19 protein-coding genes are annotated in these 26,099 nt (G+C 35.6%); all 19 read right to left on the minus strand.

Annotated elements, in window-relative coordinates; all coding sequences use genetic code 11:
• Positions 1 to 115 precede the first annotated feature (115 nt).
• The 19 genes from SAE01_RS03910 to SAE01_RS04000 all read right to left on the minus strand — a co-directional run bounded on the left by SAE01_RS03910 (position 116) and on the right by SAE01_RS04000 (position 26,093).
• Complete coding sequence (locus SAE01_RS03910) at positions 116 to 1,579, minus strand: pentapeptide repeat-containing protein (protein ID WP_147202352.1); 1,464 nt, start codon at positions 1,577 to 1,579, stop codon at positions 116 to 118.
• 627 nt (positions 1,580 to 2,206) lie between these two features.
• Positions 2,207 to 2,434 (minus strand): hypothetical protein, encoded by a 228-nt coding sequence (locus tag SAE01_RS03915; RefSeq protein WP_147202353.1) that lies wholly within the window; start codon positions 2,432 to 2,434, stop codon positions 2,207 to 2,209.
• Between the two features lie 1,191 nt (positions 2,435 to 3,625).
• Positions 3,626 to 4,279, minus strand: coding sequence for a DUF4145 domain-containing protein (locus SAE01_RS03920; protein ID WP_218029084.1), 654 nt, complete (start codon positions 4,277 to 4,279; stop codon positions 3,626 to 3,628).
• A 370-nt stretch (positions 4,280 to 4,649) separates the two neighbouring features.
• Positions 4,650 to 5,471 carry an AAA family ATPase gene (locus SAE01_RS03925; RefSeq protein ID WP_147202355.1) on the minus strand — a complete coding sequence of 274 codons (822 nt, stop codon included), beginning with the start codon at positions 5,469 to 5,471 and terminating at the stop codon, positions 4,650 to 4,652.
• Positions 5,468 to 6,106 (minus strand): hypothetical protein, encoded by a 639-nt coding sequence (locus SAE01_RS03930; protein ID WP_147202356.1) that lies wholly within the window; start codon positions 6,104 to 6,106, stop codon positions 5,468 to 5,470. Before SAE01_RS03930 ends, SAE01_RS03925 begins: the two co-directional genes overlap by 4 nt.
• Before the next feature lie 634 nt (positions 6,107 to 6,740).
• On the minus strand, positions 6,741 to 7,448 hold the full coding sequence (locus SAE01_RS03935) for a hypothetical protein (RefSeq protein ID WP_147202357.1): 708 nt from the start codon (positions 7,446 to 7,448) through the stop codon (positions 6,741 to 6,743).
• A 178-nt stretch (positions 7,449 to 7,626) separates the two neighbouring features.
• On the minus strand, positions 7,627 to 9,939 hold the full coding sequence (locus SAE01_RS03940; protein WP_147202358.1) for a cold-shock protein: 2,313 nt from the start codon (positions 9,937 to 9,939) through the stop codon (positions 7,627 to 7,629).
• A 615-nt stretch (positions 9,940 to 10,554) separates the two neighbouring features.
• The gene (locus tag SAE01_RS03945) at positions 10,555 to 11,058 is read right to left on the minus strand and encodes a hypothetical protein (RefSeq protein WP_147202359.1); all 504 of its coding nucleotides are present in this window, start codon (positions 11,056 to 11,058) and stop codon (positions 10,555 to 10,557) included.
• A gap of 9 nt (positions 11,059 to 11,067) precedes the next feature.
• Entirely contained in the window at positions 11,068 to 12,108 is a 1,041-nt protein-coding gene (locus SAE01_RS03950; protein ID WP_147202360.1) for a hypothetical protein, read from the minus strand.
• A 525-nt stretch (positions 12,109 to 12,633) separates the two neighbouring features.
• Positions 12,634 to 13,614 (minus strand): sensor histidine kinase, encoded by a 981-nt coding sequence (locus SAE01_RS03955; protein WP_147202361.1) that lies wholly within the window; start codon positions 13,612 to 13,614, stop codon positions 12,634 to 12,636.
• 669 nt (positions 13,615 to 14,283) lie between these two features.
• Positions 14,284 to 14,874 (minus strand): hypothetical protein, encoded by a 591-nt coding sequence (locus tag SAE01_RS03960; protein WP_147202362.1) that lies wholly within the window; start codon positions 14,872 to 14,874, stop codon positions 14,284 to 14,286.
• Positions 14,875 to 15,292: 418 nt separating this feature from the next.
• The gene (locus SAE01_RS03965) at positions 15,293 to 16,282 is read right to left on the minus strand and encodes a toll/interleukin-1 receptor domain-containing protein (protein ID WP_147202363.1); all 990 of its coding nucleotides are present in this window, start codon (positions 16,280 to 16,282) and stop codon (positions 15,293 to 15,295) included.
• A gap of 721 nt (positions 16,283 to 17,003) precedes the next feature.
• Positions 17,004 to 19,166: an N-6 DNA methylase gene (locus SAE01_RS03970; protein WP_147202364.1), complete on the minus strand. Its 2,163-nt coding sequence runs from the start codon at positions 19,164 to 19,166 to the stop codon at positions 17,004 to 17,006.
• A 7-nt stretch (positions 19,167 to 19,173) separates the two neighbouring features.
• On the minus strand, positions 19,174 to 21,585 hold the full coding sequence (hsdR, locus tag SAE01_RS03975; RefSeq protein ID WP_147202365.1) for an EcoAI/FtnUII family type I restriction enzme subunit R: 2,412 nt from the start codon (positions 21,583 to 21,585) through the stop codon (positions 19,174 to 19,176).
• Between the two features lie 579 nt (positions 21,586 to 22,164).
• The gene (locus SAE01_RS03980) at positions 22,165 to 22,443 is read right to left on the minus strand and encodes a hypothetical protein (RefSeq protein ID WP_218029085.1); all 279 of its coding nucleotides are present in this window, start codon (positions 22,441 to 22,443) and stop codon (positions 22,165 to 22,167) included.
• Positions 22,444 to 22,874: 431 nt separating this feature from the next.
• Complete coding sequence (locus tag SAE01_RS03985; RefSeq protein ID WP_147202367.1) at positions 22,875 to 23,282, minus strand: hypothetical protein; 408 nt, start codon at positions 23,280 to 23,282, stop codon at positions 22,875 to 22,877.
• Positions 23,283 to 23,512: 230 nt separating this feature from the next.
• Positions 23,513 to 24,352, minus strand: a complete 840-nt coding sequence (locus SAE01_RS03990) for a toll/interleukin-1 receptor domain-containing protein (protein WP_147202368.1) — start codon at positions 24,350 to 24,352, stop codon at positions 23,513 to 23,515.
• 150 nt (positions 24,353 to 24,502) lie between these two features.
• Positions 24,503 to 25,045, minus strand: a complete 543-nt coding sequence (locus SAE01_RS03995; RefSeq protein ID WP_147202369.1) for a hypothetical protein — start codon at positions 25,043 to 25,045, stop codon at positions 24,503 to 24,505.
• Between the two features lie 265 nt (positions 25,046 to 25,310).
• A complete protein-coding gene (locus SAE01_RS04000; protein ID WP_147202370.1) occupies positions 25,311 to 26,093 on the minus strand; it encodes a DUF6011 domain-containing protein in 783 nt (260 codons plus the stop codon).
• Between the last annotated feature and the right edge of the window lie 6 nt (positions 26,094 to 26,099).

The raw sequence follows: 26,099 nt of genomic DNA on the forward strand, positions 1-26,099 counted from the left end.
ACGAGGAAGTGTTCGTCCGCCTAATTTGTAAGGTCCTATCTCTGCTTTTATTTCAATCTAAAAATTTTAATAATCCGAGTACAGTTTTTACAAAAGCGGATTAATGTTCGCTCTGCTATTGTAAATTTTTATCTCGTTCGATTAAGCTATTCTTCCTTGCAGCTATTATTTCTTCAGCCGGAGCAATAACAATTTCATAAACCTTTTCTATAATTTCTTTCTCATCCTTATATAAAACAGGTTTCAGTACCCAAGGATACCGAAGAGATGCTTCAAACATGGATGTTATTATGCAGTTAGCTTCACAAATTGAAACAATAGGTATTGATGGTAAATTCGGAATGATAAAACTTAGTTCATGCATAATCATTGTAGCGTCTGTTAGGTCTGCAATAATAAATCTGCTCATGTGAGCTAATAATGAAATAATTTCTGTTATATCCCTTAGCTGAGGTTTTTGAAAATCAAAAAGTAAAGGGATATAATTATGCTTTCGTAGTGCATCCCTTAAGGCATCTAAAATAACTTTCCTTTCAGGTGTAAACCTGCCAAGTATCAAAATAGATTTAGAAGTAATTGTGTCAACAATATTTTTTATGCCACCACCACTAAGTAATAAATGTATAACCACTGCAGTCTCAATGCTGTCCACAGCGAAAGTATTTCCAGTTTTAGGGTCACCCAAATACAAATTTCTTTGTTGCGCATTGTCTAATTTAGCGTCCCAGATTGACACACCAAAAACTTGGCACTGTTCTAAAAATGTTCCAGTCAAGTTCGCCTCATTCATATTGGCGTGACTAAAATCGGCTTTATTAAAAAGAGCATTTTTGAAGTTTGCTCGAGTGAGGTCTGCATGAATAAAGTCAGTTTCATTTCCCTCAGAGCTTTCTAAATTTACATCTTCAAGTATAGCGTTGGTAAAATCTGCATGATGAAGAATTGCTCCTCGTAAGTTTGCTCCACGCAGGTTAGCTCTCCTAAGAATAGAAAATGATAAATCTATATACTCCAAGTTCTTCTTTTCAAGATTAGCACCCTCAAGGTTTGGATGTATGCTTTCGTTTTCCTTACGCCAGGAATTCCAACTTTTTACTCCTTTATTAATGATAGGCGTGTGATTTTTAATAATACTTGATATTGCATGTATAAGGACCTGAAATTTGGCTTTCCAAAAACTGTTGTTGATTTCATAACCCTTATAAAGAGCAATTTTTTGGATTGACTGTGGGAGTTCAGAAATGTTTGGAAAGTTAGCTCCATCCACCAATAACGGAATCAGAGGTACTTCATTTTTAATCGCAAGCTCAATTTCTAAGCACACAATATCATCCTTTTCATCCAAACGCCTCCTTTTAAAACTGTTTTCGAGCCAATTTTCTCCAATGAGTATTATTACAACTGCCGACCTTGGAATTACTCTTTTTACCCAGCTGCGTAATTCTTCAACGGTTGCATCAACTTCTATATCAAATAAAACATTTTCAGCTCCATATTCTTTTTTCAAATAATCAAACAATCTGCCTGCATAGCCGCCGGTGTCTTTTCTTCTATAAGAGATAAAAATTTCCTGTGACATTACAGCCTGAGTTAAAGTTTCTAATGTATGCGCAAAACACTGCACAACTTGCTACGTACCTTTTTATTACAAGAATTATAAATTTTTATAGTAAGTGGAACAAAAGATACAGCTGAAATATTTAAATGCGTAATCGAACAGAGGAATGTTCGGTTTTAAAAACGTTCACCTTTTGTCAACAAGTCCGATGGAACTTATTTGCAGCACATTAAGCAAAACTCTTTACAGGATTAAAGGTTCATTTTAAATGCAACCAGCATAATGGTTACAAGTAATACTTTATCTACTTTGAAAAAGACTTCAAAAGTTAATATTAACCCTACCAGAGCTACAAGCGAAAGTCCTGCTAGTAGAGCTCTTGATTATGAGATGGACAAAGGTTTCAACCTCCAATAGCAACTTGTTGACTCTGAATGCATAATTGATGAATGAGAGAGGCATAAGTCAGAATAGAATGCACTTTTCAATGCACTTTTTTTGCCATAGAAGTACTCCTGCCGGTTGAATAAAGTTGATGCTGTTATAGGCTTCCGCCTGATTTACGATGTTCGGCCACACTAGCATAAATACCCTTGTTGCCGGCCGTTAAGTCATCGTTTGGTCTCGGACTTTAGGACATATTCGCTTTCAAACGTTGTTTTGTTGCTCAGTCAAGCTTTGCCAGTTGTCTGGCAGTTTGAATTCTATTTTTTCGGCTATCGCCACTTCACTTGTTGGTATGCCTAATCGTTGTTTTATTTTGTTTATTTCTCCAAAAAGGAAATACAAAGCTTGTTGATGCTGGTTTATTGCCTGTTGGTGTTGTTGCAGCGTTGCGTATAATGCTTGAAGAGCTTGTTGTGTTTGTGGGTCCATAATTTTAAATTTAATTATTAAAAGATACTCACATTGTCCGTTAATTTTATTAATGACGAAGTTTGAGAATAGAGGTTCCCTGTTAAATAAGGGCACGTAGACTTCTTTACTAAATGCATTTGATAAGACCTCATCTACCCGCAGCCATACCTGCAATTGTAGCACTTGCATTAACCAATACAAAGGATATTACCAAAAGTATTAAATCCGCAAGTTATTCATTAAGATAATTTTGACGCCAAAATGTTCCTAGTTTAAGAGTAGCTCAACGAGTGAAAAAGGTTGACATTATTATAAGTTCAATTGATACTTTGTCTGCTTTCAAAAGACTGCAAGGTTAATTTTAACCTTAGTCGAAGTACAAGCAAAAGTTTGCTGATAGACCTCCTGATTATGAGCATCGACATCATCTTCCTTATTGAATTGATTTTTAAAGGAAAAGTATTATTTGGTTTTCTTGTAAAAGGATTGTTAGGTTAAGCTTTTCAATTCCCAATGCATTTAATGATGCACTGTTCTTTGATTTTCATATTTAAAGCCGACATGCTTTCTGCTAATTTTATGTTTTAAATAGCCCCTTTCGTAGCTAACTACCATTAATAACTCCCAACACTATTAACCGTTTTCGTTCATTGACAGCATACCGCTACTTTCTCGAGTCCACTCATTACGAATGAGTCCGTTTATATAGTTTTCTTTTCCTAATGTCTTAAAAAAAATCTGGAATTTATAAGAGTTTATAGACTGGCATCAACAGGATTAGAGTTTTATTTCTTCAATTTATTTTGCCCGAATATTAAGCAACAATCCTCAGTATCTCCAGTCATCCTAGATATTTGTAATACGATTTTGATTGGCCTTGTCATCCCTTAACAGGTCTAAACAGGCATAAAAGTAAGTCCTGTAGTGTATGGTAAATTCACTTTTTTCTTTTTATAAGTTTGCCCACTTTGGTCGTTAGGGTGTAGCTGCATATGCCAATAGTTCATGTCCTGTTATGATGTATAATTAATGTGGTGTCGTCGAGAAGACTTCCTAGCAAAGTTAAAATCTCTATGAAGTTGTGGCAATTGGAAAAACGTCAGGTACGATAAACCAAAAAAGCAAAATAGTGATTTATAATTAAAGGTTTAACCTACGGCCACAGTTTCATAAACACCCAATTTGCCCGCTGGCTTTCATCCTTTCAACTTAAGGCTTTTTTCCTTTCATTTTAATAGCTTTCAATTTATTTTCCGCTAAAGTCGCAAGATGTGGCGCACTGTATATGTACTCTAAAATAGCAGAAGTTAAAGCCCTTACTATGGGAATTTCCTTTTCACTAAGTTCTCCAATTCCAGCATGAGCTCCGATATTCCCAAAATCTTTTAACCCGCTTGCAACTTTTACAAGCTTTTCAGGAATTTCATTGTTGTCTGCTAAGTCTTTAAGCATTAAAGCTAACGTAGCACCGTTTGCTTTTCTATCTAAACAAACCAATTCTAAAAGTCTTCTAAGTAAAATGGCATAGGCATTTACATCTATAGTCTTAATTTTATCGGCAGCACGAAGAGTGCTTGCTATGTTGTCTGGAAGTCCAATAGGGAAGTTGTTTTCTTGCGGAAACAAGATTTCATAATTGATTTCGTCGTCGCTTTCTATGCCATCATGCCAGCCGTAAGAGACCACATTTACCCTTTTACAAGCAGGGCATTCTAACACACTATAGATGGTCCCACCTTCACCCATAGGTCCATAATCGGGGTCTTCGTAAACTTCTGTATCATTAACGCTACCAATAATTCTCATGTGGGAAATATTATTACAATGTCCACATGAAGTAAGTTTTGAAAGATTATCAGACATTATTGATTTTGAAATTTTAAGCTTACAGGCAAGGTTTAAGTGTTTATCAAGTTTTGGCATTCGTAAACATCAGGTTCAATTAACCACAAAAGCAAAATAGCGATTTATAGTTGGATGGTTAAAGTGGGGTGGCAGTTTTATAAACACTCATGTTCTTAGCTGTAGCCTTATTCTTTGCGTTTCGGGCCGTCTTTAACCTATTAATGTACTTTAAAACTCCACTTAGCTTTAATACGGTTGATGTAGAAGCCTATCACGTTGCTTTTCCAGGTCTTTAATTCTATTATCAGTCATACTCAAAAATTTTTAGGAAATTTATCATTGGGCGGCTTAGCACCATTGGCAATACTCCTGTTCGTCGTTCGTACTTCTAATTCAATGCGTCAGGTATATCTTTATCAATGAAACCTGTCACTTCATCTTGTGTTGGGTTTTCGACTTTGGATAGTCGAATTGACTGCCTTTTAATTGTGTCCTCAAATATATTTCTAACTGCTCTCGCATTTGATGTAAAAAGTCCTGAGTCGTAATAACGGTCAATTAAATATTCTATTTTGTATTTTGCACCTTCAGTTAGTTTATTGTGATAGTCCGCTACCATTTTGTGAAATATTTGAGTAAGTTCTTCCTTTAAGTAATCCTCAAAATGTAGTGTCTTCGAAAATCTTGACTTTAAACCAGGATTTGAAGTGAGAAGGTCTTCCATCTCTTTTGGGTAACCGGCAATAACTATAACAATTTTTTCTCTATTATCTTCCATTAATTTCAAAAGAGTTTCAACTGCTTCATTCCCAAAATCATTTCCTGTTTTGAAAAGTGAATATGCCTCGTCAATAAAAAGAATTCCACCTAAAGCGCTTTCAAACACCTTTTGTGTTTTTGGAGCAGTATGTCCGATATATTGTCCAACAAGGTCGCCTCTGCTCACTTCAACAACCCTATTTGAAGCCAAAAGACCGATATCGTAATATATTTGCCCTAATAGTCTTGCTACCGTAGTTTTCCCTGTTCCGGGATTACCTGTAAAAACGATATGCAATGTAGACGGTGTAACAGGTAAGCCTAATTCAATTCTTTTTTTTCTAAATCGAGCTAAAGTTTTCAACTCTTCTATTTCAAGCTTTATCTTGTCCAACCCGATTAGATTTGAAAGTTCAATTTGTTCATCTGACTGCTCGCTTTTATCATTCACTTCAAACTTGGGTTGTTCTTTATTCGGTTGTTTATTTTTTTTTTAATTTTCAGTTTCGCTTGTAAAAAATATGCTTCTAACTCATCTTTCGTTGCAACAATAAAATTGCTCGTCATTATGTCTAACATAAAAAGAGCTTCCAGAAAAATGTCTTCAAATCTTGGGAATAATTCATAATAAGAATCAAGTAATTCAAACGTCTTGCTTGTACCTGCTTTACTTGTTTTTCTTCTAACATAACTTATGTCATAACTTTGCTTTGTAGTTGTTGTGAGATAAGATTTAATTTTTTTTAAGGTGAAAGATTCAAGTCCGAAATTAACAGTAAATCGAAATCCCTTATGAATTAAACTAACGACGTCATTTAAAACTAGCTTGTTATTTATAAACGCAACGGATTGATACACAACGTAGTTGGTTTCTTCATCTTCAGATTGCAAATACACGAATACCAACTTTAGAGTGTAATCCTCGGGTTCAAAATCTATGGCTAGCTCCAACTCCTCAAAATCCTTTCTTTTATAGTCATTTTCGCTAGTAGTATAAACGGTTATAAAAGTTATTTTATCTATTTTTTTAAACCTATGACTTAAAACAGCAGGTACCCCTTTATACTCTAGTAATAATTTTGGCATTTTCCAAGTTATATCTTTTACTGAGATGCGAACGAGAAGTATTGATGTGCTGGACTAATTTCAAACGGTCTACCCCGTTCCGCCCTCTATTGGCAATAGTCCTGTTGGCGGTTGCGTTTTCGGACACTTGCACAAACATGATTGTTGGCAGCAATTTTATCAAGACGTTTCCTGGTCTTGTTAGGTTAAAATCTCGAAATAAACTACTCTTCATAGTGCTTTCGTTTGTAAACAAAACTAAATTAACCTGACAAAGTTGAATGAAGCCCTTAACGGGATAGTGGAATTAGTACAACAAATTAAAAATCTGCCTACAAGAGAATGGGTAAGAGGTTATACTTTTCCTACTTACGAAAAGCTTTAAGGTTAATTTTAACCTTCTTATATTTCAAAGCTAACTCCTGCTGGTAGACCTCCTGATTATGAGATGGACAAATTTTTTATGCTACAACAGTAATTGTTTTATTAAAGAGGCAAAATCAGCAATTGAAAGCATAATAAATAGAATGAAATGTACTTTTCAATGCACTCTATTAAAGCAGAATAATAATTTAAAGTTGAATTCATTACGTCCCACACAATTTTAAAACACACTGTTAGCGGCATGTGGCTTTGGAGTGGAAGCTATTTGCATTCAATCATAAAGCCAATAATACTTCATTTTATTGTGGGCAATTTGTGACCGGAGTTTTGCTATTTCAAGTTCGTACTGTAAAATAACACCTCTGTTCATTCCTCTTGCAATGTCCATGCGTAGTTCGTATTGTAATCTTTCTCTTTTTACTTCAAGTTCAGTATTCATTTTTAGCACGCTCAACTCGGATGAACTATCGTATTCATCTTTATAATTTGTTGCTTTGAAAAATAAACTATCAATATTTATTCTTACAGGCTGCAAATTTATTGCATACAGAAAAGCTTTCTCTCTTCGCTCTTTGCTTTGGCTGGGTGATTTGATAAGTATGTTGTAATCAAGGTTGTAAACTTTTGTGCTTGTGTCTGGCTTACCCGCCTCCTGAAGTAAAAATTCATAATGGCGTCTTGTTTTCATTATCCTGTGAGATAATTCGACAATTAAAGGATTGCTGTGTGTTAATCTTGCACTTTCTCTCAAATCTCTCAACCTATCCAAATGTTCCTTTAAAAAATCTGCGTTGTACGTATGTATTCCGCTCAGGGAACCAAGGGAATATCTAATACTATCTACTTTGATATATTCAATGTCTTTGTATTGTTGACTTTTAAGGTTCTCAACTGCCTCTTTCAACTTTTCTTCAGTTGTGGGAGCTTTACAACCAATAATTGAGATGATAACAGTTGCAATTATTAAGGACTCTATCAATTAATTGAGACTTTAGAAATTTTGAATTGCTATTGCCGCCAACGAACACATATTTATGAAGGTGTGCGAGTGGTAGCACTTCTGCTGATTGAAAAAACTGATGCCGTGATATTCGTCCGCCTGGTTTATAACATCCTGCGGCACTTGCATAAATACCATTGTTGCGCGTTCGTGTAAGTCAATTCGCCATTTCCTTTTTTTCGATAATGAATTCAACTTTTAATTTGCTATACTTTGTGTTGCATGCCTGACAAAGGAGAAAATTAATATTTCCTTGTGCAATGAATTTAACGTTCAAGTCTTCGCCCTTTGTGTCTGAAACTCTAAGTCCCACTTGTCGAGCTTTTTCAAAGAAGTCTTCATCAGCTTTCACCATATACCAAAACCCGTAATTGTTTGTTCCCTTTTTTAGAACTTTAAAAGTATTGTCGGGCTTTTCAAGCCTGTTTACAAATTCTTTGCTTTCTTGTTCATTATTAACCATTTCAGTCCCACATTTGTAACAAAAAATCTCATCCTTCTCTAAATGACCTACTTTGTTTTTAACTTTCCAATCAAGACCCGGTTGCATGTTCCAATTTCTTTCTATTAATTCATTGTGTTTTTTTTCTAGGGATTTTTGAGAGCAACAACTTCCACATAAATTGCAAACATAAGGTCCGTATTTTTCATAATGGTCTCTGGGTTGATGTTTCGTATAGTTGCACCTTGCGGTATCCCTCGAATCAATTAAATTGTCGCATCTACTTTTTATTGCTGTTTTTTTACCACCTAAGCAATGATTTAGATAAACTGTCTGTTTGTTGTCGCATTGCTGGTTTGAGCAAATAAAGTTTGAGATGCGATAATAACTATAATATCCCTCTTTGTTAGGTTTTAAGATATGATTGCATGAACGACAGTTGAGATGTTTTAAATAGATGTTTATTTTGTTTAATAATCCCAAAAAATCGAAATATCCTTTTTTGTCAAAATGAATATTTAAAATTGAAAAGAAATTAGCTAAAGTGTAGTCGTTATAGTGTCTCGGCAGTTGGAGTGCTTGATTTGCAGCGTAACAACTTCCACCTCTGCACCACCAACAATTATGTTTGTAGGTTCTATCTCTTCCATCTTCATTAAATCTAACACCTTCGCAAAATTCCACGTTTCTTGGGATAGGAATTTGTTTTAATGATACTATTGATTTGCCACCTTCTTCTGTTTCTCTTGTTTCATTTGGGATACTTCTTCCGTTACATTTTTCAAAAAACCCATTTAGTGATAACAAAGAAGCTGTGTCATTTTCAATATGTTTAGTTAGGATTGAGAAGATTGACTCTTCATTTAAAAAGCTTCCGCCTCTGACGCTTTCAATGGAAGCTAAAATTATATTACAAGAAAAATCTAATTGAAACTTTTTTCCTTCCGAAAAAGAATAGGTCGAATTTTTCAATGCTGCTATTTTCTCATAAGAGATATTATCGGCATTCTTCGACAGTAAATAAAATAGCTTTCTAATAAAATTCTGTTGGTCAGGAGTATTTAGAAAAATAAAGTTTGATTGATAAATACCGTAGTCTTCTTTGTGGATTAAGTCGGAAAGCCAAAGTTTAAGCTTTATGTAATCAGCGGAAACTTCGTAAAAAAATGATATGAGTAATTCACCAACGGCTTTATCTATTTCCCTAACAAAACTTACAAGAATTTTATATACTTTGGTTGATTCCTCTAAATTCATTTTTTCAGTACCGAATACTTCAATTATTAGAAACATAAACTCTTTTTGCACTTCAACTTGCTTTTCAAGTTGCAAAAAAGCCATTAAATTTTTCAACGATGCAAATAGGTTGTTCCTATTTATATAGCTTTCAAAAAAAGCAGTTTTGCTTAATCTGTTTAGTTTCGCGTATATTTTTTCTTGAATGTTTCTTTTTTGTTTTACAAAGTAATTCCTGATGAGTGTTAAGTCGGGTTCCAACTTAATTACATTTTCAAGCCACAACTGAACGCTGTACTCATCTGGTGTTATTTCTTCAACGTGCTTTGCAATTATTTCGCCTAGGTGGTCTTTTGTGATAACATCTTCGAAAAGCTTATTGATTGAATGTACTTTGTCCGTAAAGTTTTTATACTCTATATCGCTGGAAATACTTTTTTGTGAGGCTAACTCTTGCTCAATTATAAATGTCACACAATGGCTTGGTAAGGCTTTTAAAATTGCTTTCCTAAAGTAAAAGTCCTTTAGTTGAGAAAATTGCAGAATTAAAAAGTCTGTGTCAGATTTGAATTGTGATAATAGAGTAACATTTTTTGCTTCTAATGTACCTTCCTTTTTTCGAGAAGGTGTGAACTGAAAAGCAACTTTATCATTGTCGTTAATTGGCGGTGTTTTTATTTTGGAGATATGAACAAAGTAGTCTTGTCCATTAAATATACTTTTAACAAAGCCAAAACCTTTGTCATTATCAAAAAATTTAATTTCTCCTATTTGCCAATCTTGGTCTGTCATTAAGTGGTTTGTCTAATTATGGAATGGTCCGTTACTTGACGCCCAGCTCTCTAATATATGCACCTTTTTGTTCTATTAATGGTTATTTTTAAATGGAATAAAAGATACTTCTGAAATATTTTAACGGCAACTGGATATAGGAATGTATGATATGAAGAACCGTTGCCGTGATTAGCAAGTCCAAATAAACTTTTTCCAGAAGTATATAAAGCAAAATTTGTTTTTAGGATTGAAGGTTCATCTAAATACCTGGGCACAATGGTTAGAGTTCATACTTTATCTACTTTTGAAAGACTTGAAGGTCAATATTGTCCTCTACTAAAACCGCAGTGCAAACTCCTATTAGTAGACCTCCTGATTATGAGATGGAAAAAGGTTTCAACCTCCAATAGCAATTGCCTCATGAGATACGGATAATTGGATATAGAAAGCAGTATAATTTAGAGCGAAATGCACTTTTCAATGTACTTTATTATAGCAAAATAGGGCTATGTTGCCAAATGCTCCAACTTCCTGCCCCAATAACGCCAAACGGTTGATTATGGGCCGTTTTGCTTCTGTCGCACGTAGGGTTTAAGTAAAAGAAACATACTGTTCAGTTGTTGAATTTATTTCTTATGATTTTGTACTCGGTCTTACCAATTTTAAAACCTGATTTACACAAGCAAAAGTTACAATCAAGAATACAAGACCTAATATTACCTGCACTATATTACCACTTATCCCTATGAGATAAATACTATAAAAATAACCGAAGGAAATAATTATAGACACTAATGCAGTTAAAACTAGTAATATGAGAACAATTCTTTTCGACGGCGAAATTTTATTTTCGATTTCTTTTGTTACTTGACTTTCAGTTTCTCTACGTTTTTTACTAAATCGAAAAATCAGCGCAGCAACAAAAAAGGGAATAACATAAATTCCAATAGCTGCACCGATAGTATTGCCGATTCCATAACTATTACTATTAACGGTGCTTCCTTCTGGTGCTTGCAATGACAAAAACATAAAATGAGCAACAATAAAAATTCCTGCGCCGGCAAAGAAAGCTGACCAATATTTCTTAAGGAGGAATAAACTTAAAAGCGCAATTACAAATGCTACAAATAATTCCATATTGGTAGATTACATGTTTTCTTCAAACACAAGGCTTTCGATTACTCTGTCAATTCGTTTATCTTCTTCGCTTGTCCAAAATACTGAAGGCATTGATATTGTTAAGTTATAAAGTAGTCCTTTTTTAAAGCAGCTTATGTGTTTGTATTTATAAGCAACAATCTTTGTCTGGCTTCTAGCATTTGCTGAAAAGGTAGCAATGGAAGCTGGGAAGTTGTTCAAATAGCCTTTTACTATTTTGTAGTGTTGCAGTTCCATGTTCATTGCTCTGCAAATCTGTATTGCGTTCTTCTTATCCTCTTGAAGTTGCTTGTCTGTAATCTCCCCATCCTTTAATTTGAGGCTTGGATAGTCGCTAACTAAAACTAAAAATGATTTTCCGCTGTCTGATTGCACACTCTTGATAACTGTTAGCTTACTATCACCTTTTCTGATTTCCCAATTGTCAATAAAGCGAATGCGGAAAGAGTATTTTGTGTTACGATATAATGAACCTTCAATCTTAGCATTAGAAGAAGATTTGTCTGTATCTGTAGGATTAGCTTTCACCCACTCTTGATAAGTTGGTTTTGAAGAACGAACTGTTACCCCTTGATTAGGAAGTGGATTGAGTAAAGTTGTCTTTTTAGCAAGTTCTCGAAATAAGCTTTTACTTTGGTTAAAGATTGCAGATGCTTTCGTGTCATTTTGACTTCCAACAAAATAATTTAAGACCATTAGTCCTTTGTTAGAGTACATGTAATAGTGGAACGAGTAAGAATAATACCCTTCTGTTTCTGTTTTTACAAGTATTTCAGCACCTTCAAAATTGTCAAACTGTAATCTTTGAATTGCTTTTACCTCCCCTTTATTCATCATCTTTTTTAATTGAGAAGTTGACATGGCGAATTCAAATTGCTCTTTATTTAATAGTGAAGGGGTTGGAATTAAAATAAGATTTGAAATTATTGCAGAACCATCCTTATTAGAAGAAGTGAAATTTTTAACGGTCCTTGTATCGTTAATAACTTTCTGAGTCCAACTACAAGGGTAAAACATTTTTATTTTCATCCCTATGGATTTGCCCGAACCGTCTGTAGTATAAGTGCAATACTTTTCTGCCTTAGATTGTTTACACTGAAGAAGCAAGATTGCTAATAATAGGTAGTATCTCCGTAGCATTGTCATTTCCTTAAAAAGTATTTAATCGGTTTATAAATTCCATACACAATTAAAACAGGAATAATATAGGTATCCACTCTGAAAGACTTGGCAGTCCAATAAAGAAGGTCATATTTTTATCTTTAAGGTTTAAATTGTTTTGCAAAGAATCAGGGTGTGTCCAAAAATGAGCATAACATCAAAGTGTTTTTCAAGTTGTGGCAAAAAAACGTCGTATTCATTAACCACAACAGAAAAATAGCAATTTAAATGGAATCGGTAGCACTGTATAGTTTAATAAACACGGCAAACTTCTGGGGATTGAATACAAAATATAATCAGCAGCTAGACAAGCTCTTTAAGGCAGGCAATAACCTCTACAACTAAATCTAACGTTATCTTATACAAATTACTTCTATTAATAACTATAATTATTTAAACAGACAGAGACACTACAAATTCAGCATATTCACCTTCCTTGGATTCTACTTTTAATTCACCTCCGTTTGCCTTAATAATGTCATAGCTTAATGATAATCCTAAACCTGTTCCTTGTCCTGTTGGCTTCGTCGTAAAAAAGGGTTGATAGATTTTATTCAATAGGGTTGTTGGTATACCCGTACCATTATCTTTTATGGATAACAGTACTCTATTTTCTTCCTTTTTTGTTTTAACCCAGATAGTCGGTTTATAGCTTCCGTTCAGTTGGATCTTCTTTTCTGCAAGAGAATAAAATGCATTGTTGTATAGGTTAAGCAAAACTCTTCCGATGTCCTGTGGTGGCAACTCAACTTTTTCAATATTTTCATCATATTCTGTAATTACATTTGCATAGAATGCTTTGTCTTTCGCTCTTAAACCATGATAACTTAATTGTAGGTATTCATCCGTTAAAGCATTGATGTCAACCAACTGCTTTTCCCCTCTTGTCGCTCTGCTATGTTCCAACATACTTTTAACAATTGAATCAGCTCTCTTGCCGTGATGCACCACTTTTTGTAAGTTACCTTTTGCTTCATCAGCAACACTTATTGCTTCCTCCATTTTCCCTGCCCTGATTTCTTCTTTTAGCTCATCCATCAAGTCGCAGCTGAACTCTGAAAAGTTATTGATGAAGTTTAGCGGATTTTGTATCTCGTGTGCAATGCCTGCGGTCATTTCACCTAAGGAAGCCATCTTTGCCGCTTGAATGAGCTGAGCCTGAGTATTTTTAAGTGCATCCAATGTTTTTTCCAATAAAATTTTTTGAGCAGCTATCTCCTGTTTTTGTTCTTCCAGTAAAAGATAAGCCTTTTGTTTGTTCCTATAGGATACTACAAAATGTATGATGAACCCAAATAATAAAGCAATGACAGCCGTCCCTGCTAGTACAAAAAACACAACGGCAGATGAATTAATATTTATGATTTGAGGCATTACTTATTTTATTCGCTTTGCTAACTTTAAGATAGTTTAAATAGATTGCTCCGGAATACAGCAAGTAAAGCAATCCACTGATGATTAGATTGGCTGTATATATAATAATTGGTGGCCTCTCCAGTTGGTAGACTTTCAAACTGTGAAATCCCCATATCAAAATACTAAAGGCATAATAAAATAGTACCGCGGAGTTAAACCAAAAGATGCTTTCGGTAAAGAGATTTTGGTATTCAGACGTTCTTCTTATTTCATTAAATAAGCTAAGCGCAAGTAGCACCAGCATCAAGCTTTCTAAAATAATAACATTAGTGTCTGAAGTCTTAATATTTTGGAAAAAACTCAAATTAATTATCTCAGCTAAAATCAATAGCAGCAAACAGCTACTCAAAATATAACTCCATTTCTTTTGTGAAAAATAATACCGATAAATAACAACGTAAAAGAAGAACTCGACAACCGTAAAGACATGGTAAACCATGCTGTTATTTAATTTTAAAGTAGTAGAAACAAACTTGGCTATACATTCATTAATGAAGGTGATAACAATTAAAACTGCCAGCCACTTCAAAGGTCGTTCTACAAATTTGAATAATCCGATTGCTACTAGGGAAGCAAGGATTAGACAACTATAATAAAAGGAATGGTAGAAATTAGCAAACATTGCTGTTATTGTTCAGAAGCACCAAAAGGTGGGCAGGACTCAGCCTTATCAAAAATTGAGGCATCAGCGTAAGCTTTCCCCGTTTTTTTATCAGTTCCAGCAGCAGTATTCATTAATTTATCATCTTTAAGACCGACAGCAATGATGTGCATTTTTGCATGCTTATCCCTCCCACTTCCTTCTTCTCCTTTTTTCCCAAAATAAAAAACAACTTGGTCTGCTTTTGCGCTGTCCCCATTCCCATAATGGTTGTGGTTTATAATTTCATCTAGATGCGCTGCATCAATAACGAAGCCTTCTAATTTTTGATTTTTGGTAGCACCACTTCCGTCCCGACCATTGTGTTTGACCATCCATGCCTTATCAAAGCCTGTCAAATATTCTGTTTTCATTGCCTTCGCATCATCCCATGTTATTGGCTCACTATTTAATTCAAATTTTACAACAATGTCAGTGCTAGCCAGGCCATCAGATGGTGCGTTTGATTCAGTTGTTGTGGTGGCTGTCTTCTTATCATTTTGATTACACGCTACGATGGAACTAGAAGTAATTACAAAAGTTCCAATAACAAGCAAGAGGTCTCTTTTAATACTCATAAATAGTTGTTTTTTGGTTTACAGTATAATGCTCGTATAAGATATGTTCAAAATGTTTTTTTCCAAAGCATTATTTATAGAATTTGGATATTATTTCATGTTTATTTATGAATCCTTGTGTAGATTTTGGCTATGCTTTTCGACTTGAGCTCTTACGGCTTTGCCGGGTGGAAAGCAGACGCTTTAGTAGAACCTATAGGGAAGGAGTTTGGTTTTGAAGTTCACCCATATCTGCATCAAACCGATTTTATTGCAGCTGGACACTTACACCACTTATGTTTGCAGTACACTTATTTCTCCTGTCCATATTTTGCAGCTTGTTAAAGCCCTGCTGCGATAAAAAGGTAAGCGCTCAAGACTTTGGCTCGACTATCAAAATACCGAATCTCTTTCCCTTATACAGTTTCAATTGAGCTCGTCAATTTATGTACGATAATGACATTTCTAAGCTGGATTGACTATAAGCAAAAATCTCATACTGCCTAATACTAATCGGTAAGCTTTCTATTGTGTACTCATTCGCGATTATAGTAAAGAAGTTTCCATTTTTTCTTTCTGACCGCTTTTCATTAATGAACATTCTCCATTCAGATTCTACCCAACCAGAAAGCAGATATTGAGGATTTGAACAAATAACAATCATATGTTTTGAATATTCAATTGCCTCATCAATTCGTCTCATAAATTCTGAACTCCCAAGTTTTGGCAAACTTACTTCCGATAAGAATACTGTTTTACTTTTTGATGTGAGGTAGTCGTACAGTTTTTTTGCTATTTCAAAGTCTGCAGACTTATGGCAAATAAAAACATCGTATTTAAATCGCTCTGTTTCAAATACTGACTTTCGTGCCTTTCTTACATGCTTGTCTATAGGATGAAGTGAAATAATTTTGTTAATCCATTCAAATGCTGCTTGTGTGTCGGGTGATTTTACACGCGAAGCAGTTTCATTCATTAGGTATTCTAATCCTTTTTCATCCGCAGCCTCAATTTCAATTTGGAGGATTGTAGCATCGTTGTTGGTTTCAATATTTTTTAGGTAGAACTTGTGATTAGAATAGTAAACTCTTAAAGCATTTAAAAAAGTGATTTTGTGATTGAACGGTCTGGCTGATTGAATCGCAGAATTAACTGAAATATTTGCTGAGGTAGCAACGGCACTTCTTAAATATGCACCGTCTGCTATTTGCTCCCACATTCCATACTCAAATTTATTTATATCATCTCTTGTTCCATTTGTCAACATTACAGGAAGTATTTTCAAGACTAACGACCTGTAGTCATCTAACGGCGGTACCAGTTTCCCGCCATAGATTTTTTGAAAATCCTCGTCCCAGCAGCTATCCCGATTAATGAAGTTCAAATCATTTTCAATCAAATTAGAGATGCCAGAAAGTTCGGACTGCATGTTAAGCAAAGTGAGGGTTAAGAGAGGTTAAGTCTACGAAAAAAAGGTATCTTTAATAATTAAGTTGCAATTCCACTAACTGAAAGTACTTTCTTAGTTGTTCCCACTTATCTGCTCATAGCGGAATTACTTTCAAAAAAAGATATTACTAAAGTTTTAAAGCTGCAAATTGCTATAACGAAATTTTTCAGGAATTTTGCGTCTATCATAGAAGCAACACAACAAATTAAAAGGTAGCGGGCAACATGATGGCTGAATGCAATGCCTTGTCAACTGCCAAAAAACTGCAAGGGTCGATATTAATCTTACTCCAAGGGAGACAGCTGTTAGTAGACCTCCTGATTATAAGATGGACAAAATTTAGATTCTACAATTGCAATTACTTGGTTTAGGGAACGGAATTTAAGACTGTGAGCGGAATACTTGAGAATACAAATGCACTTTTCAATGCACTTTTTTAAGAGGAATAACTACTCATATTAAGTTGCTTGCTTAACGTCCAGCGACAATTTTATAAAGCATTGTTGTACGTTCGCCCTTCTCTCGGGTGTGTCACTACAATGAATGAGGTCACTACAATGAATGAGTCCAATGAAGTAGGGTGTGTCGCAAGAAGCGTAGGACAAGTCGGCTCTTTGCAAGGCTAGCTTTTTGTGTTTTGCAATTATGCCTTTCTTGATGGTTTGGCGAATTGATGTGTATAATTCAACCACACCCTCTTTCATTCTTCTACAGTCTCGGTGTTGTCTTTATTTTTTAATGAAGCATTAAAAAGTGAGGGAATTAGTTCGTCAATTTCTTTTGAAATTAAAACCTGAAGGTCCTTAATTTCTGTAATGCTTTTAAGTTTAGAAACAATACTTCTTTGTTCTTGAATTGTCGGCAAAGGTATTTGGTAATTGAGAACATTATGCGGACGAATTGAAGCGTAGTTTGTTGAACCTTTTGCAATGACCTGTTCCAAAAACCATGGCTGTTTTAAGCAGTATTCTAAAAATTGACTATCTAACATTTCATGGTCAATTTCATATAAAAAATAATGGCTACTTACAATTGAGCTATCTAAATCAGAAGGGATAATCCCGTAACCTCCAAAACGAGCATCCATTTCTGCAAATATCACGTCGCCTTCCTTACATAATTGTTGTTCCTTAGTTTTAATCTCAAATCCAGTTTTTTCACTTCTTAGAACAACACCCAATGCTTTGGTTTGCACTCGACAAAGTTTATATTTGGTGAACTCATCTATGACTATAAACTTCTTTCGTTGAGTTATCACATTTCCTAATTCAACCCATCTGCAATTATTGAATTCGCTAACGTCGTGGACTAGGCCATTTTGCATTTCTTTTAATCGTTCTGCTACAATTTGCCCTCGCTCAAAAATCGAATCAAACAGCTCTATCGGCGGCCGGTATCTAATTGTGTCTTTCCTGTTTGGGTTTTTTATATCAAGGTTGACACTTAAAAGCTTACCCGTTTCATCTTCTGAAATAATTTCTTCCCTGGCTACTTTCCAAGCATTTTCATTTTCAATTCTGTTATCCCACCAAATTTTTAATTCACTAAATTCATCGTTCTGTAGTGGTTTTGTTTTGCTATATTTCTTTTTGGCCACGGGTGGAAAAACTTCGTAATACCAAATGGCTTCTGTTGGTCCGCCTTGTTGAAAAAATAATAGATTAGATGGAATGTCAGTATATGGAGCAAAAACACCTTCGCCTAATCTAACAATTGAGTGCAAATTAAATTCATCTAGAAGCTGCTTCTTAATCCTTGCAGCAACTCCTTCTGCAAAAAGAGTTCCGTTTGGAACAACAACAGCAGCCCTTCCTCCTTTTTCATTTGGTTTCGTTCGTTTCAGCTTCCTCATAATAAGCTGTAGAAATAGTAATGCCGTTTCAGCAGTTTTTTTATCGTCAGGGAAGTTATTTAATATCCCTCTTTCTTCTTCGCCACCAAACGGTGGATTTGTAACAATAATATCAACCCTTTCATTATTGCTAATGTCTCGTAAAGGAAATCGTAAACTATTCCCGCTATCTATATTTGGGTACTCCAGGCCGTGAAGGAGCAAATTCATTTGGCAAAGAAGATATGGTAGCGATTTTGCTTCACCCCCAATTATTGATTTTGTCTGTAATACATTCCGTTGTTCAACTGTCTTAGCCTGTTTTTTCAGATAGTCAAATGCTTCTACTAAAAAGCCCCCAGTTCCACTTGCCGGGTCAAGAATAGTCTCACCAATTTTCGGATTAAGCATTTCGACCATAAATTTCACTACAGGACGCGGCGTGTAAAATTCACCTGCATCACCGCTTGCATCTCTCATTTCTTTTAGAATGCTTTCGTATAAATGGGAAAGAGTATTAATTTCTTCGTTGTTGGTAAAATGAATTTCATCAATTTTATCAATGACTTCACGAAGAAGATAACCGTTATTCATTCGATTAGTAACACCCTTGAAAACAGTTGCAATAACATCTTTTCGCTCTATTCCTGTTTCACTTTGTAAGCTGCGCAAGTAATAAAACAATCCTGTCGTTTCGTTCCCGCCAGCTAGTTTTACTTTCTCATTGCTTATAAAACCTAGCAAGTCGGCGCCTGTTAAGTTCTTATCTTTTGCCCAATCTCTCCAACGATACGGATTTTCAATAGCTGCTTTGTAATTTTTTCCTTCTAACTCCGCATTCACCTCCTGTAATTGCTCGTTATCGTCAAGGAATTTTAAAAACATTATCCACGTGAGCATAGGCAAACGGTCTGCATCACCGTTCATGCCTTTATCCTTACGCATAATTTTTCTGCAACTCTTAATAATGCCTGAAAGTCTTTGTGCTGTTGTTTCCTGTTTTAATGCTTTTGGTTTTGTCGATTTTGCCATAAGTTAATTATGCTGCCTCAGTATAAAGTAGCGTTTGTAAACCTTCAATTGCTTTTTTGTAATTTGTCATACCTCCAAACGATGCAATTATTTCCATCGTATTGCCTTCTTTTGTAAAAGGGTCAACGGAAATAATGTCGGGTCTTATCTGGTTTAGTCCATATTCCACATACTTTTCTAAAATCATTTGCAATACATGCTGCGCTTTCTCACTGTAATTTATAAAGAAGTCAGGTTTGTTCTTTTTCAATAGGTCAGCCCGTTGCTTTCTTGTTTTGGGCTTTAGATTGTATGCCACAAAACATAAAAGGTCGAAGGGGTCTAATTCTTTTTGATTAGTAACTTCCATTAGCTGCTCCACAGAAATGCCAAAATCTTCTAGCTGCTCAACAATTTGTTTTCTTTCTTCTAGATTGTCCCAGTGACTTTTAAAGTCATTAGCGCTGGGAAACATTATTGAAACTTTCTCTCTCACATATTGGGCTAACTGAACTGTTACCAAACGTCCGGTAAGAGGGTCAATAATCTGAATGCTTTCAGCAGCAATACCTATCTCGCCTTCCACCACATAAAATTTTCTACGTCTTAGTGGGCTATCCGGCGGATAACCGTCGTCATAATCTTCATCGTCGGTTGTCGGCTCCCAATCAGAAAAATCGCCTTGGTCGCTTCCTGCAATAGTAATCTGCCCTTCTGAATTGCCTTCGTCGTCTATTTCTTCTTCTGTAATTAGTGGCGGCTCACCGTCGAACTCAGGGTCAGCAAAATTCCGGGTGGCGCTTCCTGTATAATCAAGAATAGTAAAAAACAGCTTCTGTTTATCGTCTCTTACCCTTGTGCCTCTTCCGATAATCTGTTTGAACTCCGTCACTGAATTTACCATGCGAAAAAGCACAATGTTCTTGCAAGTAGGTACGTCAACACCTGTAGTCATTAACCGTGACGTTGTCACGACTACCGGAATAGGTTCGTCTATATCCATAAACCTACCTAGATACCCTTTTCCTACATCGCCTTCCTCTGAAACAATACGTACTGCGTACTCTGGATATTGACGAGCAAGGTCTGCATTTAGATTGCTAATTTCCCTACGAAAATGGTCTGCATGTTCCTGGTCAACACAAAACACAATCGTTTTATCAAATCTTCCATTTTTTAACATGAAGTTGCAGAGATGTTTGGCAACGGCTTTAGTTCTTGGAAGTATTGAAAGTGTATTTTCAAAATCAGGAGTTGTGTAAACGCCATCTGGAATTAATTCTCCGTTTGCATCTCTTTGTCCTTCATGTGGTCTGAAGCCTGTTGCGTCAATTTCTGTCACAATGCGATGAACAATGTAAGGCGCTAAGAAACCGTCCTCAATGCCTTGCCCTAAACTATATGTATAAAGTGGGTTACCGAAATAAGCGTAAGTATCTTTATTGTCGTCCCTTAAAGGAGTTGCTGTTAAGCCTAATTGAACTGACGTGTTGAAATAAGATAAAATAGTTCTCCAATTACTGTCATTTGATGAACTACCTCTGTGGCACTCATCAATCACAATTAAATCAAAGAAATTTCTTGGCACATTTCTGAAAGCACCCACTTTGCTATTGTCTTCTGCTAACGATTGATAAGTAGAAAAATATATTTCTCTGCTACTTGGCAAGCCTTCTTCGGGAACTAAACATCTTGCGTCACCGAATAAAGCAAAATCTTTTGCATGAGGGTCAGTAACTAAAACACTTCTGTCCGCAAGAAACAACACTTTAGGTCTGCGATGTTCGCCTTTGGTGTTCCAGCGATTACTCCAAAGTTTGTGGATGATTTGAAAGGCAATCGTTGTTTTTCCTGTGCCTGTTGCAAGCGTGAGCAATGCTCTACGTTTGCCTTCTAATATTGCTTTCACTGCCCTGTTAATGGCAATCTGTTGGTAATAGCGAATTTCTTTTCCAGGTGTAGTAACAAAAGGCTTTAAGAATGTTTCTTGTATTTCCGGCTTTACTCGTTCAACTACATTTAATCTATTCCAAAGTTCTTGAGCATTTGGAAATTTTTGAATTTTGGTTTCCAATCCGGTGATAAAATCAAATTCATGAATTTCGGTTCCGTTTGTTGCATAAGCAAACTTTATTCCAAGGATTCGAGCATAGTCTTTTGCTTGCTGCATACCTTCGGCTGCTGTTTTATAATGTCGCTTTGCTTCAACTACGGCAATCAAAAAGTTTTGAGAATAACGAAGAAGATAGTCCGCTTTCTTAGCTTTTTTTCTTCGTCCAATTCTACCAATCACAATAATTTTTCCAGCAGTAAATGGTCGCTGCTCTAAGATTTGCTCGTCTGTCCAACTGCTTTCATCTTTTAGTTTTGGTAAAACAAATTTGCGGCAAGTGTCTGCCTCACTGTCGTTTTCAATTATGCGAATTATTGGTTCTGCCATTTGCGAAAATGAATAAGGCGAAAAATACGAAGTATTGTTTTATAAATGTTTGTGTTGTTGTTATGTTTCGCTATTGATAATTAGAATTTTGTCAGGTTTGGTGCGTTTGGCTATGCGATGGCATTTTTAGCTCTCTGCAAGGGGGGGTGAATCTGGCTTTTGTGTGCCTGCCAACGTGCTAGAGATAACGTGAGTTGGGCCGAACGGGTGTGTTCTGTAAATCTTTTTCTACTTTCTATTTCAGAAGATTAAAACTACGTTGTTGCTATCATCTACTAATCTTGCATTTTCTGCATTTCTTGTCTTGTAAGTGCAGAAAGTGCAAATTGTGCAGACACTGTAACGGTGGTTTAAGCGGTGGTAATTGAAAAACGTCAACGTCATTAACCACAAAAGCAAAATAATGATTTAAAGTCGAATGCTTAACGTCCCCCGACAATTTTGTAAACACACTGTGGAAGCAGGTTTATTCTTCACGTAGGTACCAAGCTGTTTTCAGAACAAAATCTATAAGCCTTGTTTTGTCAAATCTCCAGCATGATAATCCTTTAATGTCCCAATAGAATGATTCTTCTTGGCTCATATTTGTGGTGGTTCTATGTTCCAATTACTCGTTCTTCCGTGTTTATGAATAAAATCCTCAATGGCAATGCTAATTCGGATGTTATCATCACAATGAAATAAATTATACAGCGCTAAGAAAAACTTTCCAACTTCTTCTACTATTTTTGTTTGGTTGAAGTTCAATCTGTCGTCTAACACTGCTTCTTTGAAATACTGTAAATGGTCGTTATAATCACTTTCCGCGATGTTTTCTATGCCATTAACCTTGAACATTCTTTTCAACTTCTCTTTCATCTTGCTTAAATGATATAGGCTGTGCTTAACGTAGTTCGATTGAATATTTATTAATTCGGCAAAAGAGGTTTCAATTCTTATTTCATATGGCGAGATGTGCTTGTCGTAAAAGCATCTCTCGTATAAAAACGCTTTAAATAATTTTCCTGCTTCTGTGAATTTTTTGAACGCGCCCGGGTTGTTCTCATAGGAGCCTGAAAACTGAAGTGCTAATTCAAAGAGAGAGAGCTGGGATGTATTGTATAGAGGCGATGTAAAGTGTGTATTAATGTATTCATTTAGATGGATGAAAAATAGGTTGTACGCATTCTCATTATGAAACTAAACTTCTGTCTTATCTTCTGTTATGTGATAGAGATTTGGACTAATTAAGGTTAGCGCAACGTGAAAATTTTCTTCAATCAATAAACGTATATCCATTGTTGTACTGCTCACTTGTCGGTATGACTTCCCTGGAAATCAAATTCTGCTCTTTCAATTTTGCTCAAAATCTCTCGTGCTATTGACAGGTACGCTTTTAAATATCTATCGCTATCTCCGATAGTCGTAGGTATGAGAATATTTGTCTCAGATAATTGACTTAGATAAGAGACAATCTTTGATTTCTCAAAAGCTAAAGCGGCAACTTCTGTATACAGATTATTTTCTGCAACATCAATCACAAGAAGGTTATCAAAAAACTCAATATTCGGTTTTCCAATAAATTTATCAGCAGGGTTGGGATGAACTTTATTAGCAAAATAATCATTAGCTGCACAACCATCCCAATCTGCAGTCAGGTACTTCTGGCAAAACTCGCTGTTTCGCTGCTCTTGTCTTTGTTGTTTCGTAAGTTTCATAAAAAAAATTGCTGGCAAAGGTTTTCAGCTTTATGCAGTAGTGGTATTCATTGAGCTACTGTTACTACCAACCCCAAAGCTCATTAAAGATTTTTTGGTTAACGTGTTACTAAAGCCACTATTGCCTAAAGCTGCTGTTGGGCGTATTTAAGGGTATAACTAATTTATCCAATATTTTTTTCTACCCAGCTCTATTGCCTTCGTCTTTCCGCCATATTGCCTATGCAATGTTACCTGCCGTTTTTTTTGTCCATGGTAAAAAAGTCGTCTATATTAATTGAGTTCGACGAAAACTTTTCTCCAACTGTCGTTGAAACAAGAGCACTCAAGGTTACCGCTTGACCTTTAAAAGGACGTAGTTGTTCAATGAATCCTCGTTTAAGTTCATACATCACTTGATATTGTTCGCCATATTCCATTTTCTTCGGAAAGGCAATAGGCTGCATTGGCTCAACCATGTGAAAGGAATCTGCATTACCAAGCAAAGGTTTGCTTAGGGTAAAATAGGGGCCATTAAAATATCTATGGCCATTTATTGTATTAGTAACAGTAACTCCGATATTCAAACTGGTTATCCCTTGATATTCGCTATACTGAATGTAGGTTGATAAATACACATTCCCTTTTGGTTCATTTTTTTCTGGTAACGGAATGTTAGGTTCCGCACCTAATTTCTTTATGATATTAGAAGCCAATTCTTCTGGTGACATGTTTCTTATATCCAAATGGCCAATAGTGGACCGAATGCCATCAAGCTCGGTGTCGTCCAATTTTACCGGTAAAATATATTCTTCTTTGTTTTCGATGGCTCGAGCGATTGCCGTTCTAACCTCATATTGTGTCCATATCTTCTCCTTATAGTGCTGCGAGATAAAGGGTATAAAGTATTGTGATTGCCTCCGATAAATATAATCAAAGTGAATACCCAAGTCCTTACCCCAAAGGTCTACCTGTTCAAATCTATCATAAAAAACTGTTATGCCGTGAGCCTTGAGTAATTCAGCTACCTTTTCGACATAAGCTCTGTCTTCTCCAGCAAAAGATAGTGCAACTTGAAATTTATACTCCATAAATTATAGTTGATAATTAAGGCATTGCTCCTACTATCAGGAGTTTGCAAAATAGCTGGTAATATTTTTCAGCTTAACATTGTGCTAAAGCCTATTAAAGATATTCTGTTTAAAGTTATTCCTCAACCTACTGTCTGCGTGAAGCTGTTGTTAGCAGTAGCCTTTTGACCATTCTGCTATTAGATTCGACATAACATTTATATGCTCATTGTAAAGTGCTCTTGGATGATGGGAGTCAATATAAAGCATCTTATTGTCCTGCCAGCAGTATCTGTCTAATCCGGGTATTAAAAATCCGTTTTTGTAATCCAAGTCGAAATAATCAAGGAAAAGATAAAGAGTGTTCCCACCTATGATAACGTTTGGCTTTATATTACTAATTTGTTCGTGTAAAACATGCGAACATTCTTTGTATGCTTTTTTCAAAGCAGGATGGACATTTTTACTTGTATGCTCACCGGGATGTTTCATAACATTCAGGTATGAGATGTACCTTAAAAACTCTAAATCGTATTCCGGTTCTCTCATTGCGTTAAATGAAATCTCCTCAAATACTTTTTTTGTTAATTTTGCAATATTCCTCCAAGTCGGATGCGAGAACCGAGCAGGTTCAGAATTTATCCATTTTCTACTATCCCAATTCCATTTTCCCCAACCGCCATCATCATAAGGCTCCCAAAGAATCCATGTCATTTTTATTTTGCAACTACTGTAAAAATTGTCATTTATAACACCGTCTAGAATTATCGTGTTAGCTTCATCTGAGTTGTAACAGCTTTTAATTTGATTCTCAAGATTCACACGGCTTTTCTTTAAAGGTTACTGCTAAGTTTGAAGTGTTATGAAGTTGTGGCATTTGAAAAACATGAAGGTGAATTAACCGCAAAAGCAAAATAGAAAATTTAAGTTGCAGGCCTAGAATATTTCCTGATTCAAAAAGAGCTTATTGTACCGCCAATTATCCCCACTTGAAGCCTAAGTGTTGTGCACATGTAGGTCCAACTGCTGCACTAATTGAACGTTTATCAGATATTGGTAGACCGCAGTTACTGCAATTTCCAGTTACACTTCCATAATAAACTAATTCCTTTTGAGGGTCATTAACAAAGCGTAGTAATAATTCAAAAACTGACCTGTTAGTAGTTGCATCATTAATAGGGCAAATCTTTCCGTTTTTATAAATTCGGGCCAGTTTTACTTCATCAGTTTCTATAACTAAAGTGTCATAATCATAAACCCTTTTTATAAAACGTATTCTGTCTGTTGTTGTCACTGAAAACTTTTCGTCTCCTTTTGTTTTAGTCGTTTCTTTAAATTCTGTAACTTCCTCGTAGTAAAAGTTGATAGAATATTTAATACCGCTTTTGTCAATTAATCTTAGAGATGGCCGTTGTTGCTGGCTTTTGAGATTATCAAAAAGTTGGAAAGCTTTATGAGTAGTCTTAACTCCGATAGGTAAAGGAGGAAGTGTCAACAAAAACGATACAGTATTAAGGTCTGTTTCTTCTATTGTTTTCATTGCATAAACATGCCCTGCGAATGTGTCAGCAGGTAAACTTTTTTTTAGTTGACTTCGTTTCCAAACTTGTCTTGCCTGACCATTTAAAAGTCCACCGCAAATTCCCACGGCTTCTAAGTCGGTGAACAAGGTATCAATTGTCCTGTGCTCATAAGTAATTCTGCGTGCAGCTCTTTTGTCAAGTGGCACAAACTCTGCAATTAGATTTAGAGGCTGTGACATAAGGGT

The organism is Segetibacter aerophilus (assembly GCF_007991655.1).
GTDB classification, from domain to species: Bacteria; Bacteroidota; Bacteroidia; order Chitinophagales; family Chitinophagaceae; genus Segetibacter; species Segetibacter aerophilus.

What these genes read in the sequence shown, in the direction of transcription:
- SAE01_RS03960 (WP_147202362.1), bottom strand. Translation starts at nt 14,874, where the DNA reads ATGAGTATTAAAAGAGACCTCTTGCTTGTTATTGGAACTTTTGTAATT.
- SAE01_RS03920 (WP_218029084.1), bottom strand. Translation starts at nt 4,279, where the DNA reads ATGTCTGATAATCTTTCAAAACTTACTTCATGTGGACATTGTAATAAT.
- SAE01_RS03955 (WP_147202361.1), bottom strand. Translation starts at nt 13,614, where the DNA reads ATGCCTCAAATCATAAATATTAATTCATCTGCCGTTGTGTTTTTTGTA.
- SAE01_RS03980 (WP_218029085.1), bottom strand. Translation starts at nt 22,443, where the DNA reads ATGAAAGAGAAGTTGAAAAGAATGTTCAAGGTTAATGGCATAGAAAAC.
- SAE01_RS03995 (WP_147202369.1), bottom strand. Translation starts at nt 25,045, where the DNA reads ATGACATGGATTCTTTGGGAGCCTTATGATGATGGCGGTTGGGGAAAA.
- SAE01_RS03910 (WP_147202352.1), bottom strand. Translation starts at nt 1,579, where the DNA reads ATGTCACAGGAAATTTTTATCTCTTATAGAAGAAAAGACACCGGCGGC.
- SAE01_RS03985 (WP_147202367.1), bottom strand. Translation starts at nt 23,282, where the DNA reads ATGAAACTTACGAAACAACAAAGACAAGAGCAGCGAAACAGCGAGTTT.
- hsdR (WP_147202365.1), bottom strand. Translation starts at nt 21,585, where the DNA reads ATGGCAGAACCAATAATTCGCATAATTGAAAACGACAGTGAGGCAGAC.
- SAE01_RS03950 (WP_147202360.1), bottom strand. Translation starts at nt 12,108, where the DNA reads ATGAAAATAAAAATGTTTTACCCTTGTAGTTGGACTCAGAAAGTTATT.
- SAE01_RS03945 (WP_147202359.1), bottom strand. Translation starts at nt 11,058, where the DNA reads ATGGAATTATTTGTAGCATTTGTAATTGCGCTTTTAAGTTTATTCCTC.
- SAE01_RS03970 (WP_147202364.1), bottom strand. Translation starts at nt 19,166, where the DNA reads ATGGCAAAATCGACAAAACCAAAAGCATTAAAACAGGAAACAACAGCA.
- SAE01_RS03915 (WP_147202353.1), bottom strand. Translation starts at nt 2,434, where the DNA reads ATGGACCCACAAACACAACAAGCTCTTCAAGCATTATACGCAACGCTG.
- SAE01_RS04000 (WP_147202370.1), bottom strand. Translation starts at nt 26,093, where the DNA reads ATGTCACAGCCTCTAAATCTAATTGCAGAGTTTGTGCCACTTGACAAA.
- SAE01_RS03990 (WP_147202368.1), bottom strand. Translation starts at nt 24,352, where the DNA reads ATGGAGTATAAATTTCAAGTTGCACTATCTTTTGCTGGAGAAGACAGA.
- SAE01_RS03965 (WP_147202363.1), bottom strand. Translation starts at nt 16,282, where the DNA reads ATGCAGTCCGAACTTTCTGGCATCTCTAATTTGATTGAAAATGATTTG.
- SAE01_RS03940 (WP_147202358.1), bottom strand. Translation starts at nt 9,939, where the DNA reads ATGACAGACCAAGATTGGCAAATAGGAGAAATTAAATTTTTTGATAAT.
- SAE01_RS03930 (WP_147202356.1), bottom strand. Translation starts at nt 6,106, where the DNA reads ATGCCAAAATTATTACTAGAGTATAAAGGGGTACCTGCTGTTTTAAGT.